General features: G+C 66.1%; 16 protein-coding genes. 2 read left to right on the plus strand and 14 right to left on the minus strand.

Annotation, left to right across the window (positions count from 1 at the left end; translation table 11 throughout):
• Nucleotides 1-36 precede the first annotated feature (36 nt).
• The 4 genes from NNX35_RS03455 to NNX35_RS03470 all read right to left on the minus strand — a co-directional run bounded on the left by NNX35_RS03455 (nucleotide 37) and on the right by NNX35_RS03470 (nucleotide 4328).
• Nucleotides 37-954, minus strand: a complete 918-nt coding sequence (locus NNX35_RS03455) for an ABC transporter ATP-binding protein (RefSeq protein WP_255765129.1) — start codon at nucleotides 952-954, stop codon at nucleotides 37-39.
• Nucleotide 955: 1 nt separating this feature from the next.
• Nucleotides 956-1930, minus strand: a complete 975-nt coding sequence (locus NNX35_RS03460; protein ID WP_255862806.1) for an iron chelate uptake ABC transporter family permease subunit — start codon at nucleotides 1928-1930, stop codon at nucleotides 956-958.
• Between the two features lie 95 nt (nucleotides 1931-2025).
• The gene (locus NNX35_RS03465) at nucleotides 2026-3114 is read right to left on the minus strand and encodes a FecCD family ABC transporter permease (protein ID WP_370646976.1); all 1089 of its coding nucleotides are present in this window, start codon (nucleotides 3112-3114) and stop codon (nucleotides 2026-2028) included.
• A gap of 155 nt (nucleotides 3115-3269) precedes the next feature.
• Nucleotides 3270-4328 carry a glutathione S-transferase family protein gene (locus NNX35_RS03470; protein ID WP_255866979.1) on the minus strand — a complete coding sequence of 353 codons (1059 nt, stop codon included), beginning with the start codon at nucleotides 4326-4328 and terminating at the stop codon, nucleotides 3270-3272.
• A gap of 161 nt (nucleotides 4329-4489) precedes the next feature.
• Here NNX35_RS03470 and NNX35_RS03475 point away from each other — a divergent pair, with 161 nt between their 5' ends.
• Nucleotides 4490-5536, plus strand: a complete 1047-nt coding sequence (locus NNX35_RS03475) for an NAD-dependent epimerase/dehydratase family protein (RefSeq protein WP_255862482.1) — start codon at nucleotides 4490-4492, stop codon at nucleotides 5534-5536.
• A gap of 7 nt (nucleotides 5537-5543) precedes the next feature.
• Here NNX35_RS03475 and NNX35_RS03480 read toward each other — a convergent pair whose 3' ends face one another.
• The gene (locus tag NNX35_RS03480) at nucleotides 5544-6518 is read right to left on the minus strand and encodes an NAD(P)/FAD-dependent oxidoreductase (RefSeq protein ID WP_255866980.1); all 975 of its coding nucleotides are present in this window, start codon (nucleotides 6516-6518) and stop codon (nucleotides 5544-5546) included.
• Nucleotides 6519-6584: 66 nt separating this feature from the next.
• Here NNX35_RS03480 and NNX35_RS03485 point away from each other — a divergent pair, with 66 nt between their 5' ends.
• A complete protein-coding gene (locus NNX35_RS03485; RefSeq protein WP_255862481.1) occupies nucleotides 6585-7967 on the plus strand; it encodes an APC family permease in 1383 nt (460 codons plus the stop codon).
• Nucleotides 7968-8052: 85 nt separating this feature from the next.
• Here NNX35_RS03485 and NNX35_RS03490 read toward each other — a convergent pair whose 3' ends face one another.
• The 9 genes from NNX35_RS03490 to NNX35_RS03530 all read right to left on the minus strand — a co-directional run bounded on the left by NNX35_RS03490 (nucleotide 8053) and on the right by NNX35_RS03530 (nucleotide 16853).
• Complete coding sequence (locus NNX35_RS03490) at nucleotides 8053-8748, minus strand: TetR/AcrR family transcriptional regulator (RefSeq protein ID WP_255866981.1); 696 nt, start codon at nucleotides 8746-8748, stop codon at nucleotides 8053-8055.
• 5 nt (nucleotides 8749-8753) lie between these two features.
• Nucleotides 8754-9716 (minus strand): phosphotriesterase-related protein, encoded by a 963-nt coding sequence (locus NNX35_RS03495; protein WP_255866982.1) that lies wholly within the window; start codon nucleotides 9714-9716, stop codon nucleotides 8754-8756.
• Nucleotides 9717-9748: 32 nt separating this feature from the next.
• Nucleotides 9749-10777: a DctP family TRAP transporter solute-binding subunit gene (locus NNX35_RS03500; RefSeq protein WP_255866983.1), complete on the minus strand. Its 1029-nt coding sequence runs from the start codon at nucleotides 10775-10777 to the stop codon at nucleotides 9749-9751.
• 51 nt (nucleotides 10778-10828) lie between these two features.
• Nucleotides 10829-12100, minus strand: coding sequence for a TRAP transporter large permease (locus NNX35_RS03505; protein ID WP_255866984.1), 1272 nt, complete (start codon nucleotides 12098-12100; stop codon nucleotides 10829-10831).
• Nucleotides 12100-12654, minus strand: a complete 555-nt coding sequence (locus NNX35_RS03510; protein WP_255765138.1) for a TRAP transporter small permease — start codon at nucleotides 12652-12654, stop codon at nucleotides 12100-12102. The genes NNX35_RS03505 and NNX35_RS03510 overlap by 1 nt, the downstream gene beginning before the upstream one ends.
• 178 nt (nucleotides 12655-12832) lie before the next feature.
• Nucleotides 12833-13942 carry a YihY/virulence factor BrkB family protein gene (locus NNX35_RS03515; protein WP_255765139.1) on the minus strand — a complete coding sequence of 370 codons (1110 nt, stop codon included), beginning with the start codon at nucleotides 13940-13942 and terminating at the stop codon, nucleotides 12833-12835.
• A gap of 60 nt (nucleotides 13943-14002) precedes the next feature.
• Nucleotides 14003-14314 carry a PRC-barrel domain-containing protein gene (locus tag NNX35_RS03520; RefSeq protein WP_255866985.1) on the minus strand — a complete coding sequence of 104 codons (312 nt, stop codon included), beginning with the start codon at nucleotides 14312-14314 and terminating at the stop codon, nucleotides 14003-14005.
• Between the two features lie 110 nt (nucleotides 14315-14424).
• Entirely contained in the window at nucleotides 14425-15660 is a 1236-nt protein-coding gene (locus NNX35_RS03525; protein WP_255765141.1) for a mechanosensitive ion channel family protein, read from the minus strand.
• Between the two features lie 143 nt (nucleotides 15661-15803).
• A complete protein-coding gene (locus tag NNX35_RS03530; RefSeq protein WP_255765142.1) occupies nucleotides 15804-16853 on the minus strand; it encodes an iron-siderophore ABC transporter substrate-binding protein in 1050 nt (349 codons plus the stop codon).
• Nucleotides 16854-16997: the final 144 nt, after the last annotated feature.

Genomic DNA, 16997 nt, shown 5'->3' on the forward strand with positions numbered 1-16997 from the left:
AAGCCGCAGTTGCCCCGTTGGCGGAGCGGACGTGCGTCATGATGCGGCCTCCATGGGCTCGTTGATGCCGGACCGGCGCTGGCCGTCCCCCGGATTGGGCAGGTAGCCCCGTGGTTTTTCCGGCTCCGGTTCGGGTTCCGGCTCCGATTCCGTTTCCGGCGCGGCGCTGTGGTGGCGGCCAAGCGGGACGACCATCGGCGTGCCGGAGACCGGGTCCGGGATAACGCGGGAGGCCAGCCCGAAGACGGTGCCCACCAGTTCCTCGGTCACGACGTCGGCCGGGGCGCCTTCCGCGGCAATCTTCCCGTCCTTCATGGCCACCAGGTGGTCCGCGTAACGGGCGGCCAGGTTCAAATCGTGCAGCACGATGGCCACGGTGGTGCCGGCCCGCCGGTTGAGGTCGGTAATCAGGTCCAGGACTTCGATCTGGTGGGTGACGTCCAGGAAGGTGGTGGGTTCGTCCAGCAGCAGGATGTCCGTTTCCTGTGCCAGGGCCATGGCAATCCAGACCCGCTGGCGCTGGCCGCCGGAAAGCTCATCCACGCTGCGTCCGGCCAGGTCCACCGTGTCCGTGGCGGCCAGTGCGGCGGCCACCGCGTCGTCGTCGGCGGAGGTCCACTGCCGGAACCAGCCCTGGTGGGGGTAGCGGCCGCGGCCCACCAGGTCCGCCACCGTGATCCCCTCGGGGGCGGTGGGGGTCTGCGGAAGCAGTCCGAGCGTGCGCGCCACCTGCCGGCTGGGCACGGCGGAGATGTCCTTGCCGTTCAGGTAGACGGTGCCGGCGGTGGGCTTCAGCAGCCGGGCCAGGCCCCGCAGCAGGGTGGACTTTCCGCAGGCATTGGCACCGACGATGATCGTGATTTTCCCGGCGGGGAGGGTGAGCGAAAGCGAGTCCACCACTTTGCGCTCGTCGTAGCCGAGCTCCAGCTTTTCAGCGGAAAGCAGGTTCTCCATGTCAGCCTCCTTGGCCTACGCGGTTTGACGTGACCAGCAGCCACAGAAGGAAAGGGGCCCCGAGGGCGCCGGTCACCACGCCCACGGGCAGGGTGACGCCGGGGACGAGGTTGGCACCGACGAAGTCCGCTGCCAGGACAATGCAGGCGCCGACCAGTCCGGCGGTGAGCAGCGTGCCTTCCCCGCCCATCAGCCGGCGGGCGATGGGTCCGGAGAGGAACGCGATGAAGGCCACCGGGCCGGCTGCCGCGGTGGCGACGGCGGCCAGGCCTACGCCGACGATGATCAGGGCCAGCCGTGCTGTTTCAACGCGGATACCGAGGCCGGCAGCGGCGTCGTCGCCGAGTTCCAGTCCGCGCAGGCTGCGGGAGAGCACGGCCGCGGCGGGAAGCAGCACCAGCAGGAAGGCGGCCAGGACCGCTGCACGGTCCCAGCTGCTGTTGTTCAGGGAACCGTTCAGCCACACCAGCGCTTCGGAGGCGGTGCGGATGTCCGTCCGGGTCAGCAGGAAACTCACCAGTGCCTGCATCACGGCGGCGAAGCCGATGCCCACCAGCACCAGCCGGTAACCCGCCGCACCGCCGCGGCGGGAAAGCAGGTAGATGGCCAGGGCCACCACCAGTGCTCCTACCAGCGCGACGACGGACACCGTGGTCCCGGCGGCACCGAACAGCACGATTGCACCCACCGCGCTGGCACTGGCGCCGTAGCTGATGCCGATGATGTCGGGGCTGGCCAGGGGATTGCGCAGCAGCGTCTGGAATACCGCCCCGGCTATCCCGAACCCCACCCCGATCAAGGTGCCGATGACGGCCCGGGGAAGCTTGCTCTCCATCAGGATGTAGCTTGCGCCGGGGATTTGCTCCCCGAACAGGATCCGGAAGAAATCCGGGATGGTGAAGGTATAGGTGCCCAGCAGGACGTAGACAGCGAACAGCACGAACACCGCGGCGCCCAGCAGCGACGGCACCAGCACCCGGCGTCGGCGTCCCTGTCGCCGGGCCGCCCGGACCGCTTCTGCCGCACCGGCCGGTGCGGTGCGGGGTCCGCGGGGAGTCTCGACGGCGGTGCTCACAGTTCGGCCAGCTTCCGCCGCCGCACGAGCCAGATGAAGACCGGCGCGCCGATCACCGCGGTAGTAACCCCGACGGGGATTTCCCCCGGCGGCAGCAGGACCCGGCCCACCACGTCGGCGGTGACCAGCAGTGCCGGGGCGAGGAGCATGGAGAAGGGCAGGATCCAGCGGTAATCCGGGCCGGTGAAACTGCGCACCACGTGCGGGATGACCAGGCCGATGAACGCGATAGGGCCGGCCGCGGCGGTGGCAGCACCGCACAGCAGCACCACGCCCAGCGCCGTGATCCCCCGTGTGAGTCCCACGCGCTGGCCGAGCCCGCGGGCAACGTCGTCACCCAGGCTCAGGCCGTTCAGGGCCCGGCCGGCGAAGACTGTGATCAGGGCGCCGGCCACCAGGAACGGCAGCACCGCGACGATGGTGTCCCAGTTGCGTCCGGACACGCTGCCCACCTGCCAGAAGCGGAAGGTGTCCAGGGTCTGCTGGCTGGAAACCAGCACGGCGCTGAGCAGGGACATCAGTCCGGCGCTGAGCGCTGCGCCGGCCAGTGCCAGCTTGACCGGCGTGGCGCCTTCCCGGCCGAGGCTCGCCACCAGGTAAACGACGACGGCGGCTCCGGCGGCGCCGGCCAGGGCAAACCAGATGTAGCCGTTGAGGCTGGTGACGCCGAAGATGTAGATGCCCAGCACCACGGCGAACGCCGCGCCGGCGTTGACGCCCAGGATACCGGGGTCTGCCAGCGGATTGCGGGCCACGCCCTGCATGGCCGCACCTGCCAGGCCGAGGGCCGCGCCGGTGACCAGGCCCAGGACCGTGCGCGGAACGCGTGCGTGGACCACGGCATGGTCTCCGTTGGCCGGGTCGAAGGCGGTAAAGGCCTCCCAGACGGTGCCGGGGGCGACCGGCCGGGCGCCGACGGCGACGGACGCGGCACATGCCACGGCAAGGACCGCAAGGGTCAGGAGGAGCAGGCCGAAACGTCGTCCGGATCGGCGGTTTCCAGCGGTGTCCGGGCGGGAACTAACAGGTTCGGTGCCGGGACCGGTGGTCGTGCCCGCGGAGGAAGCCGCTTCGGTGAGGTGCACGCGGGAGCCGCGCTGGCGGGGAACGCCTGACGGGCGTGCGGCAACGCTCACGTAGGCACCTCCCTAGAGCAACAGGCAATTTCTTAAGTAAGGCTAGCCTATGGTTACTGCCTTTAAGAAACGTTTATGTTGCGTATTAGGACGCCTGCCGCGGGTTAGTTGCCGGCGCCGTGTCCGGGGGCAACCCGTTCCGATTCCCGCACCGGTCCGGGTGCGGTTCCGTCGCCGAAGGGCCGGCCTCCCAGCTCCTCGCGGCCGTGCTCCGAAAGCCAGTTGGACAGGTCCGGTCCTTTGGGCACAATCCCGGTGGGGTTAATGTCCTCGTGGACGATGTAGTAGTGCGCCTTGATCTGCTCGAAGTCCACGGTGTCGCCGAAGCCGGGTGTCTGGAACAGGTCCCGCGCGTATCCCCACAGGGCGGGCATCTCGGTGAGCTTGTTCCGGTTGCATTTGAAGTGCCCGTGATAGACGGGATCGAAGCGCACCAGGGTGGTGAACAGCCGGACGTCCGCCTCGGTGATGGTGTCCCCCACCAGGTAGCGCTGTGTCGAAAGCCGGTCCTCCAGCCAGTCCATCGCAGCCCAGAGCCGGTCATAAGCCGCGTTGTAGGCCTCCTGCGAGCCGGCGAAGCCGCAGCGGTAGACGCCGTTGTTCACCTCGGTGAAGATCCGCTTGTTGACGGCCTCCATCTCCTCCAGGTGCTCGGCGGGCAGCAGGTCCGGAGCACCTTCGCGGTGGAACTCCTTCCACTCGGTGGAGAAGTCCAGGGTGATCTGCGGGAAGTTGTTGGTCACCACGGCGCCGGTGGGGATGTCCACGACGGCGGGCACGGTGATGCCGCGCGAGTAATCCGGCACCCGCTTGAAGAAGGCCTCCTGCAGCCGTTCAATGCCGAGCACCGGGTCCTTTCCGTCCGGATCCAGGTCGAAGGTCCAGCTGCGGGCGTCATGGGTGGGCCCGGGGGTGCCCAGCGAGATGGCATCCTCCAGGCCCAGCAGCCGCCGGACAATGATGGTCCGGTTGGCCCACGGGCAGGCGCGCGCCGCGACCAGCCGGTAGCGTCCGGCCTCCACCGGGTAGCCGTCCCGGCCGTCCCTGGTGATCCGGGTTTCGATGTAGTTCGTGTCCCGCGTGTATTCGGTGCCGCCGGTGACATAGGCGCCTTTGGTGCTGTGCGCGGAGCTGTCCGCCGGAGCTGATCCCTGAGCTGTCATGCCCACCAGACTAACGCGTTGCGCCCGGCCGCGGGCGGTCGGCCGGCGGTCTGCGATGCGTTCCGGGCTGCGTTCGGGGCTGCGTTCGGGGCTGCCGGAAAACGGGCGCGGCGGTAGAGTCGAACCCAACGCCGGCAGCAGTTCAACGGAAGGATCTGGACATGCGAGTAGCGGTTATCGGAGCAACCGGAAACGTTGGAACGGCGATCCTGCGCCGGCTTGCCGAGGCCCGCAGCGAACGCGGCGATCTGGAGGTGGTGGGGATTGCCCGCCGGATTCCGGATACCTCGCTGCCTCCGTACAACGATGTCGAGTGGCACAGCATCGACGTCGGCGACGCCGCCAACGTGGACAAGTTGACCGAGGCGCTGCGCGGGTCCGATGCGGTCATCCACCTTGCCTGGCTGATCCAGCCCAACCGCGACGAAGCCGAGCTGCACCGGGTCAACGTCAAGGGCACGGAAAATGCGCTGGCCGCGGCGGCCGCCGCCGGGGTCCGGCAGTTTGTCTGCGCCTCCTCGGTGGGAGCGTACAGCCCGGCTCCCAAGGACCGGCTGACGGATGAATCCTGGCCGGCGCGCGGCATTGCCAGCTCGCACTACAGCAGGCACAAGGGCGAGCAGGAAGCGCTCCTGGACCGGTTCGAACTGGAGTACCCGGAGATCGCCGTGGCCCGGCTGCGGCAGGGGCTGGTCTTCTCCTCCGACGCCGGAAGCGAGATCGGCGTCTACTTTGTGGGCCGGGTGATCCCCAAGTTCATCCTCAACAAGCTCCGCTTGCCGTTGATCCCGCTGCCCAGCGAGTTTGTTTTCCAGGCGGTCCACGCCGATGACATGGCCGACGCCTACTGGCGCGTGGTGGACCAGCGCGCGGAGGGTGCCTTCAACATTGCCGCCGATCCGGTCATCACGCCCGAGCTCCTGGCCGGGGTGCTGGGCGCCAAGCGGGTCCTGAACGTGCCGGTGAAACTGGTGCGCGCCGTCGTCGGCCTGACCTGGGCGGCGCACCTGCAGGCCTCGGATCCGGGCTGGATCGACTTGGCCGCCGGTGTGCCGGTAATGGACACCGCCCGGGCGCGCGAAGAGCTGGGCTGGCAGCCGCGGCGCACCTCGCTGGAAGCCCTGCAGTTCGTGTTGGACGGGATGAGCGACGGCGACGGCGTGGCCGGCTCTCCGCTGCTGGCACCCCGCAGCCAGGTGCGCCGCTAGCCGGTACCTAGACCGCTTCGCGCAGGTCCGCTGCTTCCACCATGCCTGCTGCCGGGCGTGCGGCGGCCACCGCCAGCCCGAGATCCTCTTCGAGCAGCTTGGCGTTGACCACCACTGCCAGCCGGTACGCGTCGCCGGCGGCGGCGACCACCTGGGCGGACGGATCGGTGGCATTGCCCACGGCCCAGATCCGCTCCTGGCTGGTGCGTCCCATTTCGTCGGTGACAATGCAGCCGTCGTCGTCCACTTCCAGATACTCGGTCAGCCCGGTGTCCATCTCCGCGGCGGGCTCCAGGAACAGCGCTTCGCAGGGAACGGTCTGCCCGTCGGCCAGCACCAGGGCCGCCAGGGCATCGTTCTCGACGCTCAGCTCCGCCACTGTGCCGTCCACCACCCGGATCCCCATGGCGGCCAGGCCGGACGCGTCCTCTTCACTGAGGGAAATGTCCCCGTGCAGCACCAGCACCACATGCTCCGAGAAACTGCGGACCAGCTGTGCCTGCTGGATGGAGGTTTCCCCGGTTCCCAGCACGGCCAGCTTTTTGTCGATTGTTTCGTAGCCGTGGCAGTAGGGGCACTGCAGCACGTCGCGGCCCCAGCGCGAGTGCAGGCCCTCGATGTCCGGCAGGACGTCCCGCAGCCCGGTGGCCAGGATCAACTGCCGGCCGCGGAACTCGCCGCCGTCGCCGGTCCTGACCGTGCCGGAGGGTTCCACGGCGGCCACGGTGGCCTCCGCCAGTTCCACGCCGTAGCCGCGGACCTCGGCGCGGGCGAGCTCAAGCAGTTCGGCCGGCGGCATGCCGTCTCGCGTGGGGAAACCATGCACATGGCCGGCGGGAGCGTTACGCGGGGACCCGGCGTCGAGCACCACCACCCGCCGGCGAGCGCGCCCCAGGACCAGCGCAGCGGTGAGGCCGGCTATGCCGCCGCCCACGATCACCACGTCGTATTCGGGAGCAGCAGGGGAAGATTCAGAACTCATAGCTACTTTTTACAGGATCCGGCGTAAATCATCAGCATTCTTACTATGTTGTCTAGACTTTTCTCCATGGAAGAAACCACGCAGGAAAAGCCTGCCTCCAAACTCAAGCAGGGCATCACCGGCCCCATGCTGTATCTGTTCATCCTCGGCGACGTACTTGGTGCGGGTATCTATGCGCTGGTGGGCGAGGTTTCGGGCCAGGTGGGCGGTGCCATCTGGGTGCCGCTGCTGGTTGCCCTGGTGCTTGCGCTGCTGACCGCCGCCTCCTACGCCGAGCTGGTGACGAAGTACCCGAAGGCCGGCGGCGCCGCGGTGTTCGCCCAGCGTGCCTTCAAAGTGCCGGCCATTTCGTTCCTGGTCGGTTTCGCCATGCTCGCCGCCGGCGTGACCAGTGCGGCCGGACTGGCACTGGCATTCACCGGCGACTACCTGAGTCCGTTCCTGGACGTCCCGCCTGTCCCCGCCGCCATCGTGTTCCTTTTGCTGGTGGCGCTGCTGAACGCCCGCGGCATTACGGAATCGGTGCGCAGCAACGTGGTCATGACCATTATCGAGCTCTCCGGGCTGGTCCTGGTGATCGTGCTGGTGGGCCTCATGCTGGGTAAGGGCGAAGGCTTCACGGAGCAGATCACCCAGTTCCCGGCAGGCGTGAATCCGGGCACGGCGGTCCTCGCCGCGTCGGTGATTGCCTACTACTCCTTCGTGGGCTTCGAAGTTTCCGCCAACATCGCCGAGGAAGTCCGGGATGTCCGCCGGGTGTACCCGAAGGCCATCTTCGCGGCGATGCTCACCGCAGGCTTCGTCTACGTCCTGATCGGACTGGCTGCATCCATTGCCCTGCCCACTGAGGACCTCGCGGGGTCCTCGGGTCCACTGCTCGACGTCGTCAGCGCCACCGGCTTCGGCATTCCGGACTGGCTCTTCAGCTTGGTGGCCCTGGTCGCCGTGGCCAACGGCGCCCTGCTGACCATGATCATGTCCTCGCGGCTGACCTACGGCATGTCGGAACAGGGCCTGCTTCCCGCCGTCTTCGGCCGGGTGCTGCCCAACCGGAAGACCCCGTGGGTGGCCATCATCGCCACCACCGCCGTCGCCATGATCCTGACCATGACCGGCGGACTGGCCTCGCTGGCCGAGACCGTGGTCCTCCTGCTGCTCTTCGTCTTCCTCAGCACCAACGTCGCCGTGATTGTGCTGCGCAAGGACAAGGTGGAGGAGAAGCACTTCCAGGCTCCGATTGTGATGCCGTACCTCGCTATCGCCTCCTGCCTGCTGCTCCTGACCCAGCAGGACGGCACCGTCTGGCTGCGGGCCGGCGCGCTGATGGCCATCGGGCTGCTGTTGTTCGGAGCCCGGTTCCTGGCCAAGGGCAAGAACCTCGGCGCCAAGGGCCGCCGCGGTGCGGGCAAGTCGAACGAAAGCAGCACCGAAACCACGCAGGAGCGGTAGGCGCCAAACTCTCGATCCGGGACGCCCCGGCCGCACCCCGCACGCAAAAACCGCCCCGGACCAGCTGGTCCGGGGCGGTTTCACTTCAGGTGACCGGCCGGGCCGTTCCCTCCGGTGCCAGCAGCCACGACACGACCACGTCGCCGAGCATGGACCGGAGATGCCCGCTCAGCGGTGCGGCGTGCAGGTCCCTGCCGAAGAGATAGCCGAAGGTGTACTGGTTCGCCACCTGGAAAACGCAGTACGCACTAATGAGCAGGTGCACGTCAAAGGCGTCCACGTCATGGCGGAACACTCCCTCATTTTGCCCTCGGGTGAGGATCTCGTCCAGCATGCCGACGGCCGGCTCCACAATCTCGCGCATTGATTCAATCTGCCGAATGAAGACGCCCCGGTGGATGTTCTCAATCATGACCAGGCGAATGAAATCGCTGTTGCGGACATGGTGGTCATAGGTCAGTTCGGCGAGTTGGCGGATGGCCTCGGTAGGTTCCAGGCTGCAAACCTGGATGGCGCGCTCGGCCTCACGGATACCGCTGTACGCCTTCTTAAGCACCGCGAGGTAGAGCTGTTCCTTGCTGCCGAAGTAGTAGTAAATCATCCGCTTCGTGGTGCGGGTCCGGTCCGCAATTTCATCCACGCGCGCCCCGGAGTATCCCTGGGCGGCGAAAACCTCGGTCGATACCGCGAGGATCTCGGCTCGTGTGCGCTCGGGGTCGCGCTTTCGCAGTGTCTCGTGCTGCTGCACGGAATGGCTGGTGATAAGTTCACCGTCTTTCATCTCAATTATGGCCCGTGTGCCAATAGGTGGCGTGGATTATCGATCATCATGGTTGCGAGGACCGTTTCATCCAGCCCCAGTTCCCGCAGCCGCGGCAACACCCGGGTATGCACGTTTTCCATGTGCCAGTTCGGCACGGCGCGCTCGCGCCATGACGGCGGGGTAATCCTGCTGAAGAAAGCCGCGTCATGCGAGAGCACAATCTGATCAGCGTACCCGCGGCTAAGGAGCGCCCAGAGCACCCGGAACCGTTGCGCGTCGGAGACCACGTGATCCATCCCGAACCGGTCGAATCCCAGGAAGGATCCGGAATCGGCAAGGGCCATCAGATAGTCCAGGTCCCCGGAATCCCCTGCGTGGCCAATCACCACGCGGTCCAGCGGCACTCCCAGCCGGGCCAGCACCCTCTGCTGGTCCAGGCCGCCGCGGGATGGTGCATGTGAGTGCGTGGTCACCGGCACCCCGGTCTCGAGATGTGCCTGAGCAGCCGCCGCGAACACACGTTCCACGTCGGGGGTGATCCCCTCTGCGTCGGAGAAGACTTTCAGCATGCCCGCCCGAATGTCCGTGCCGGCTATTCCCTCCCGGATATCCCGAAGGAAGAGCTCAACAAGCGGATCTGCCGAGTCCACCAGCCCGCCGGGACCATGGGTCCGGAAGAACTGCGGCAACCCGTCGGCGGTGTAGTAACCCGTGGCTGCCACCAGCCGCACCGGGCTGCGCCGAGCCACACGCAGCACGCGTGCAACGTCGCGGCCCAGCCCGGGCACTGTGAGGTCGACGACGGTGCGCACCCCGAGCGCGTAAAGCCGCTCGAAACCCGCTACGGCCTTCTCAACCGCCTGCTCCTCATCCCATTCGGGATGGGGCAGGTTGAGGTCGAGTTCGGGATGCCCTACAAAAACGTGCTCGTGGATGAGGGTTGTCCCGAGCTCATCCGCTGGGATGTCCCCGGTGAAGGTTGGCACGGTGCGCGCCGCCGTCGTCGACCCCACGCCGGTTAGTCAGCCGTAGCGCGGATTGCCTCGAACACTGCCAGGGAGTCTCCGCTGTACTCCCCTTCCAGGTACTCAAGGGCTTCACTGCGGAAGGAGTCCACGTCAACGTCCTCGACGATTTCCCAGGCGCCGTCGGCCTTCCACTGGGCCAGTGTTTCGGCTTCGTCCTCCTCAACGCAGGCCGTAACCTCCGTGACGGCCTTCTCCACGGCGGCGTTCACTGCCTCCTGCTGTTCTTCCGAGAGCTCGTTCCAGACCGGCCCCGCAATAATGAGGTTCGTGTTGAGCTGGTGGTTGGTCATGCTCAAGTAATCCTGCACCTCGGCAAGGTTCTGCGCCTTGATGTTGGTGATCGGGTTTTCCTGACCGTCCACGGTGCCCTGCTGGAGCGCGAGGTACAGCTCTTCATAGGCCACCTCGGTGGCGGATGCACCCAGGGCTTCTGCGTTCATCAGGAACTGGGGTGAACCGGGGAAACGGATCCGCAGTCCCTCAAGGTCGGCAGGTTCGGTGACGGGCTTGTTGGCAGTGAACTGCCGGGCCCCGGCGGACCACGCGCCCAGGGTCTGGACCCCTGCGGCATCCGCGAAACCGTCAATCACGGTCTGCGATTCGTCGCTGGCCATAAAGGCGGCAAGGTGGTCCGCGTCCTCGAAGACGTAGGCGGCGTCAAGGACACTGATGGGCTCGTAGACCGATCCCAGGGCGGAAGCCCCCTGGATATCGATGTCGACGTCCCCGGAGGCGACTGAGGAGATACGGTCCGCGTCGCCGCCAAGCTGGCTGGACGGGAAGATTTCCACCGACACCCCGACGTCTGCCGCCGCTACCTCGTCAGCGATGACCTGGGCTCCGCAGCGGTGCTGCGGCTGGTCCTCGTTATAGCTGTGGGCAAGGGTGAGCTCGATTTCCTCTCCGCCCCCGCCTCCCCCGTCGGATTCCGTATTGCCGCCCGAGCAGCCCACCAGCATCATTGCCGGCAACACAGCCAGGGCGGCCAGGGCCAGGTGCTTGCTTCGTTGTACTTTCATGGTTGTTCCTCTCATCGGTTGTGCGTGACTGTTGCTTTGGGGTTCATCGGTTTAGAGACCCAACAAGCCTGGAAGTACCTGCAGTGCCTGCGGGAACGCGATAATCAGCGCCAGGATCACCAGGAACGGGATGGTGAACGGCAGGGATCCGCGGAAGACTTCGCCGATCCGGGTCCTGGACACCGCCGAGACCACGAAAAGTACCGTTCCCACCGGCGGTGTCAGCAGGCCGATCATGAGGGCGATGATGAGCAGCACACCGAAGGAAATCGGGTCCACCCCGTACTGCACCGCAATCGGCATCAGGATGGGGACCACGAGTACCAGGATTGCGGTGGCGTCAATGACGGTGCCGAGCACCAGTGCCAGCAGGACCACCAGGATCAGGAAGACCGTAGGGTTGTCGGTGAAGCCGAACATCGCCTCCGTCAGCATCTGCGGCAGCCGCTCCCGCGCAAGGATGTAGCCCAGGAGGGACGCGCTGGCGACAATCAGCATGATGCCCGAGGTGGTGAGGACGGTTTCCCGGATGGCGGCCAGCAGTCCCGCCAGCGAAAGGCTGCGCTGAACGATTCCCAGCAGGAGCATGTACATCACGCCCACGGCGGCGGCTTCGGTGGGGGTGAAGACGCCGCCGAGGATGCCGCCGAGGATGATGATCGGCGCCAGCAGGGGCAGCGCCACGCCTTTGAGCGAGGCGGTGAACTCGGCCTTGTCGAAGGTACCCCGGACGATGTTGGGCTGCCGCCGCACCAGGACAAAGACAACGACGCAGAGCCCGAGGGTCATGGCCAATGCCGGCAGCACGGAGGCTGCGAACAGCGCACCGGTGGAAACGGCAGCCAGCCCCGAGAAGATGACCGCCGGAATGCTCGGCGGCATAACCGGCGCGATGAGCGACGACGACGCCACGACACCGGTAGCGAAGCGGCGGCTGTACCCGTTGCGGAGCATGGCCGGGATTTCCACCTTGCCCAGCGCTGCGGCGTCTGCGACGGCTGATCCGCTCATCCAGGAGAAGCCGAGGCTGACGCCCACACTCACGTAGCCGAGGTTGCCGCGCACGGAGGCAAAAGCGGCCATCGCGAAGCGGAACAGGCGGTCGGCTATTCCGGCGTGGTTGGCAAGGGCTCCGAGCAGGATAAAGAGGGGCACGGCCAGCAGCGGGAAGCTGTCGGCAGCGTTGGCTACCTCGCGCAGCGCACTCCCCGGAGAGCGGCCGTTCATCATCATGTACACCAGTGAGGGGCCGAGGAACGCGATTGCCACGGGGACACGGATGATGAGGAGTACGGCAATGGCGAGACCGAGGAAGGCGAGCATCACAGGACTGCCTCCGTACCCTCGTCGGTGTCGTATTCCGTGAGCATCGGCCCGTTCCTGGCGACGAGTACGGCGGCAATCAATGCCCTGATCGCGAGGCTTATGACTCCGATAAGCACCGGGATGTAGACCCATGACATGGGAACACCCAGCACAGGAGATTTGATGATCTGCTGCGAGTCAATGAGTGCGAATGCCTCGATGGTCAGTCCGATTCCGGTAGCTGCAACTACCAGCAGCGCAACGACCTGGGCCCAGCGCACCACCATCTGGTTGGGGATGGCGTCCACGATTTCCAGTGCGATATGCCCGTTGGTGCTGACCAGAACGCCCGCTGCCGCGAAGGTCAGCCAGATGAGCGCAAAGCGGGCCAGTTCGCCGGTCCAGGCGAAACCCCCTCCGGGCAGGTAGCGCTGCAGCGCCTGCAGGAACACCATGGCCAGGATGGTGATGAGCGAGACTGCTCCGATAACTACTTCAATGCGGGTGATGACCGCCGCGATTCTTCCCCACCGCCCCTGTTCTCCGGGTGGTGGCTTCTGCTTGTCCGGCACTTGACTCCTTCGTCAACAACGTCGGCAGCCCTGCCGATCGTTTGTAACTTACTAGTTAATACATTGTGAGACAACTCACGTTTTGGTAACCACCGGCACCACCCCGGCACGCAGAAGCGCCCCGGACCAATTGGTCCGGGGCGCTTCCGGTGTGCGTGGCTCTACAGAGCGCTAACGGTTACTCGTGCAGGTCGTCGTCGTAGTCCTTGCCGGCGTGCTGCTGGCGCAGCTTCCGGCCCTCCGCAATGTCCTTCTCTTCCTGCTCCTGGCGCTTCTCCGTCTGGCGGGTGTCACGCGGCGGAAGCTGCACGGATTCCTCGGCCTGGATGCCGGCCTGCAGCTCACGGCCGCGCTCCACCTCGGCGTCGAACTCCGCACCGAAGAGCAGGGACAGGTTGGCCAGCCAGATCCACAGCAGCAGCACGATCACGCCGCCGATGGCACCGTAGGTCGCGTTGTAGTTGCCGAAGTTTGCAACGTAGAAGCTGAAGCCAAGGGTCACGATCGCCAGGATCACGAGGGCAATCAGCGAGCCCATGCTCATCCAGCGGAACTTGGGCTGCTTGACGTTCGGGGTGGCGTAGTAGAGGACTGCGATGATCAGCACGGCGAAGATCACCATGACCGGCCACTTGGCGATGTTCCAGATGGTTACCGCTTCACTGCCCAGGCCGATGACATTGCCGATGGCTTCGGCGATCGGGCCGGAAATCACCAGCATCAGCAGCAGCGCGGCCGCCATCAGGACCAGGACCAGGGTCACGAGCAGCTGCGTGGGAAGCAGCTTCCAGGCGGGCCGGCCTTCCTCGACTTCGTAAATCCGGTTCAGGGAACGGCCAAACGCCTTCACGAAGCCGGAGGCGGACCAGAGGGCGCCCAAAATACCGATAATCAGCGTGAGGCCGGCAGCGCTGGAGGAGGTCAGCTGCTCAATGGGTCCTTCGATGACCTTGGCGGCGTCTTCGGGCGCAAACTGCTTAACGAAGTCCAGCAGGGCATTGGTGGTGCTTTCGCCCTGTCCCACGATCCCCAGGATGGAGACCATGGCCAGCAGCGCCGGGAAGATCGCCAGGACGGTGTAATAGGTCAGGGCCGCGGCAAGGTCGGTGCACTGGTCCTTGGAGAATTCACGGAGCGTCTTCTTGAGGATGTATTTCCAACTGGGCTTGGATACCTCGGTGGGTTTATCGGGCTTACTGGCATCGTCCGGACTGGGTGCGGTCTCGGCTTTGCTGTTGGTGTCCTGTGCCACTGCGGCCTCCTGCTGGGATGGATGTTCAGCCCCCATCGTATTAGTAAGCGTTCTTACCAACAAAGGGATCCCGCTCCGCCCCCGGATCCGCGGAACTCAGCGGATCCGGTAATAGTCCATCAGGACGGCCTCTTCGCCGGGGCTGAGCGGGTTCTCCGGATTGGCACCGGGCGAGTGCGCCACCTGGTCCCTGGAGTAGTTCACGAAGATGTCCTGGCCGTCGCGGCGGGCACCGGCCAGCGGAACATAGTGTTCCTGGGGTTCGAACAGGCCCAGGTCAACCGAGATCCAGACCGGCTCTGCGGTGGCGCGGTCCAGGTGCACTTCACCCACCAGCCCCAGCCGCTCGCCGTCTTTCGCCCAAACGCTGGAGCCCTGGATTTCGTGGAGCGTGAATGCATCCGCCATCTTCTCGTCCCTTCGCCGGCCCGGCCGAACTGCCGGGGTTCTTATTGCCGCCCGGGGCAAGCCCTGCTGTCAACACCTGCGGGCGGACCGTCCGGCGGGGAACGGGGAAGTCAGCGCGGCTCGCCGTCGACGGCGTTTTCCTCCCGTTCGGCGAAGACCTCTTCACCGGGGCCGGAGAAGTTCACCCGGCGCTCCACGGCATCGATGCTTCCGGTGAAGAACTGCGAGTCGCTGGTGTCCTCGTTGCGGGGAACCGACGCGGCACGCGGGCCGCTGTGCACCGCGCTGCCGGCGGGACGGACTTCTTCCCAGCGCTGGCGCGGCAGGGCATCCGGATGCCATTCCTGGAGATAGGCGACCATGCTTTCGCGGATGAGGCAACGCAGGTCGAACAGGGTGCCGCTGTCCACGGCGCTGACGAGGATGCGGATCCGCACCAGGCCCTTCACGGCGTCCGTCACCTGCAGCACGCTGGTGCGCTGGTCCCACAGATCGGTGTCCGCGAGGATTTCCTTCAGCAGGGTGCGCAGGTCCCCCACCGGCACACGCCAGTCCAGGTCCAGTTCCACCGTGCCCAGGATGTCCGACTGGCGGCGGGTCCAGTTCTGGAACGGCGTGGTGGTGAAGTAGGTGGAGGGCAGGATCAGGCGTCGGTCGTCCCAGATGTGGAGCACCACGTACGTCATGGTGATTTCCTCGATGGTGCCCCACTCGCCTTCCACCACGACGACGTCGTCCACCCGGATCGCGTCGGTGAAGGCCAGCTGCATGCCGGCAAAGACATTGGTCAACGTCCCCTGCACGGCGAGGCCGGCCACAATGGACAGCACGCCGGCGGAGGCGAGGATGCCGGCACCGAGTGCGCGGACCTCGGGGATAGTCAGCAGCACACAGGCAACGCCAATGGTGATCAGCACGGCTATGCCCACCCGCCGGCCCAGGATCACCTGGGTCTTCAAGCGCCGCAGCCGGCGGTTGTCCCGGGTGTCCGTGCTGTACTTCGTGAGGATCATGGCCTCGATCACCAGCAGCAGGACCACACCCAGCCACGCCACGGCGCCGATCAGTCCCAGCACCAGCACGTAATCCACAGCCGGCAGCCACGAGGCACCGGCAGCGGTCGCTCCGAGGGCAATCCGCGCGCCGATCAGCGAGAGCCCCAGCCGCAGCGGGTTCCGGGCGTTGACGGAGATCTCCCGGATACCCGGCGTCTTGCGGAAGGCCCGGTGGACCACTTCCCGCAGGATCCGGGCCACGATCAGGGCCACACCCACTGCCACCAGCACGGCAAAGAGCGGTTTAAAGCTGACAGCAAGCGAGAGCAGGTCTTCCATACCTTCGATCATTGCAAACAGCCGTGGGTCGCTGTCCAATCAGGCCCCGCGGCGGGATCGGGCGGAGCCTGCCCGCCGGGCGGTTAAACAGCGGACACCCCGGAGGATTCCGGGGTGTCCGCTGCGCCTTCCGGGGAAGGCGGAGGTAACGGGTCCTACTTTGCCTCGTCGGCCGCCGTTGCGGCGTCGGCGATCATCGGCACCACGTTGTCCAGGGCGTAGGGGATGCTGAGCACGTTGATGGCCGAGGTGGAGAAGACGCGCGTCGGGTCGGCGTCGGCCACGAGGCCGCCGTTCTTCACAGCGGGGATCTGCCCTAGCAGCGGGTCGGAGGCAATGCTGTCGGCTACCTCTTCGCTGGCCACCCAGCTGACAAAGATGTCGGAATCCAGCTGGTTGAGGTTTTCATCCGACCAGGGGATGTAGAACTCGTCGCCCTTGGTGTTCTCCGCTACCACCGGTGCCATGGTGAGGCCCAGGGATTCCATGAACTTGGGGCGGTTGTCCAGCGCGGTGTAGACGGAGTTCTCCGCACCCGGGGCGAGGTTGCCGTAGATGAAGGACTTGCCCTCGAGCTGCGGGTATTCGGCCGCCTTGTCGGTGATGGCCTGCTCGGTGTCTGCCACCAGCTGCTCGGCTTCGTCGCTCTTGCCGAGCGCTTCGCCGATCATGGTGGCGGTGTCCTGCCACGAGGTGCCCCAGGCGGTTTCGGGGTAGGCCACCACGGGAGCGATCTTGCTCAGCTTGTCGTAGTCCTCCTGGGACAAGCCGGAGTACGCGGCGAGGATGACGTCGGGGTCGGTGGCGGCGACGTCGTCGAAGGCAATGCCGTCAGCCTCGGAGTACTGCACCGGAGCGTTTTCCGATCCGATGGATGCATCCAGGTCTTCGAGTGCCTCGTCAATCCAAGGAGTGGTGCCCTGGTCATTGCCGCCGAATTCGATCAGCGGCATCCCCACGGGAACCACGTCCAGTGCCAGCGCGGTTTCGGCGTTGGCCCAGGCCACGGCGGCTACCCGCTCGGGAACCCCTTCAATGGTGGTCTCGCCGAAGGCATGCTTGATGGTCACGGGAAACTGGTCTTCCGCAGCTGCAGCACTGCCGGAGGATTCGTTTTCCCCCGCGGCACCGGTGGAGCAGGCGGAAAGGGACAGAACGGCGACGGCGGCCGCAGCGGCAACGCGGCGCATCCGGGACAGGGCCATGTGGGGCTCCTTGGATCACTAAACGAACGGAACGGACCCAGCGGTCGCGGATCCAAAAGTAAGGTTAGCCTAGGTTTTCCCTAATTACGCAACGCTAACCTTTCGTAATCCATCCGGGGGTCTGGAAATGCCTCCGGGCCCGGT

The organism is Arthrobacter sp. zg-Y844 (assembly GCF_024385465.1).
Lineage (GTDB): Bacteria > Actinomycetota > Actinomycetes > Actinomycetales > Micrococcaceae > Arthrobacter_B.

What these genes read in the sequence shown, in the direction of transcription:
- NNX35_RS03515 (WP_255765139.1), bottom strand. Translation starts at nt 13,942, where the DNA reads ATGGGGGCTGAACATCCATCCCAGCAGGAGGCCGCAGTGGCACAGGAC.
- NNX35_RS03530 (WP_255765142.1), bottom strand. Translation starts at nt 16,853, where the DNA reads ATGGCCCTGTCCCGGATGCGCCGCGTTGCCGCTGCGGCCGCCGTCGCC.
- NNX35_RS03485 (WP_255862481.1), top strand. Translation starts at nt 6,585, where the DNA reads ATGGAAGAAACCACGCAGGAAAAGCCTGCCTCCAAACTCAAGCAGGGC.
- NNX35_RS03490 (WP_255866981.1), bottom strand. Translation starts at nt 8,748, where the DNA reads ATGAAAGACGGTGAACTTATCACCAGCCATTCCGTGCAGCAGCACGAG.
- NNX35_RS03520 (WP_255866985.1), bottom strand. Translation starts at nt 14,314, where the DNA reads ATGGCGGATGCATTCACGCTCCACGAAATCCAGGGCTCCAGCGTTTGG.
- NNX35_RS03480 (WP_255866980.1), bottom strand. Translation starts at nt 6,518, where the DNA reads ATGAGTTCTGAATCTTCCCCTGCTGCTCCCGAATACGACGTGGTGATC.
- NNX35_RS03475 (WP_255862482.1), top strand. Translation starts at nt 4,490, where the DNA reads ATGCGAGTAGCGGTTATCGGAGCAACCGGAAACGTTGGAACGGCGATC.
- NNX35_RS03525 (WP_255765141.1), bottom strand. Translation starts at nt 15,660, where the DNA reads ATGATCGAAGGTATGGAAGACCTGCTCTCGCTTGCTGTCAGCTTTAAA.
- NNX35_RS03470 (WP_255866979.1), bottom strand. Translation starts at nt 4,328, where the DNA reads ATGACAGCTCAGGGATCAGCTCCGGCGGACAGCTCCGCGCACAGCACC.
- NNX35_RS03500 (WP_255866983.1), bottom strand. Translation starts at nt 10,777, where the DNA reads ATGAAAGTACAACGAAGCAAGCACCTGGCCCTGGCCGCCCTGGCTGTG.
- NNX35_RS03505 (WP_255866984.1), bottom strand. Translation starts at nt 12,100, where the DNA reads ATGCTCGCCTTCCTCGGTCTCGCCATTGCCGTACTCCTCATCATCCGT.
- NNX35_RS03455 (WP_255765129.1), bottom strand. Translation starts at nt 954, where the DNA reads ATGGAGAACCTGCTTTCCGCTGAAAAGCTGGAGCTCGGCTACGACGAG.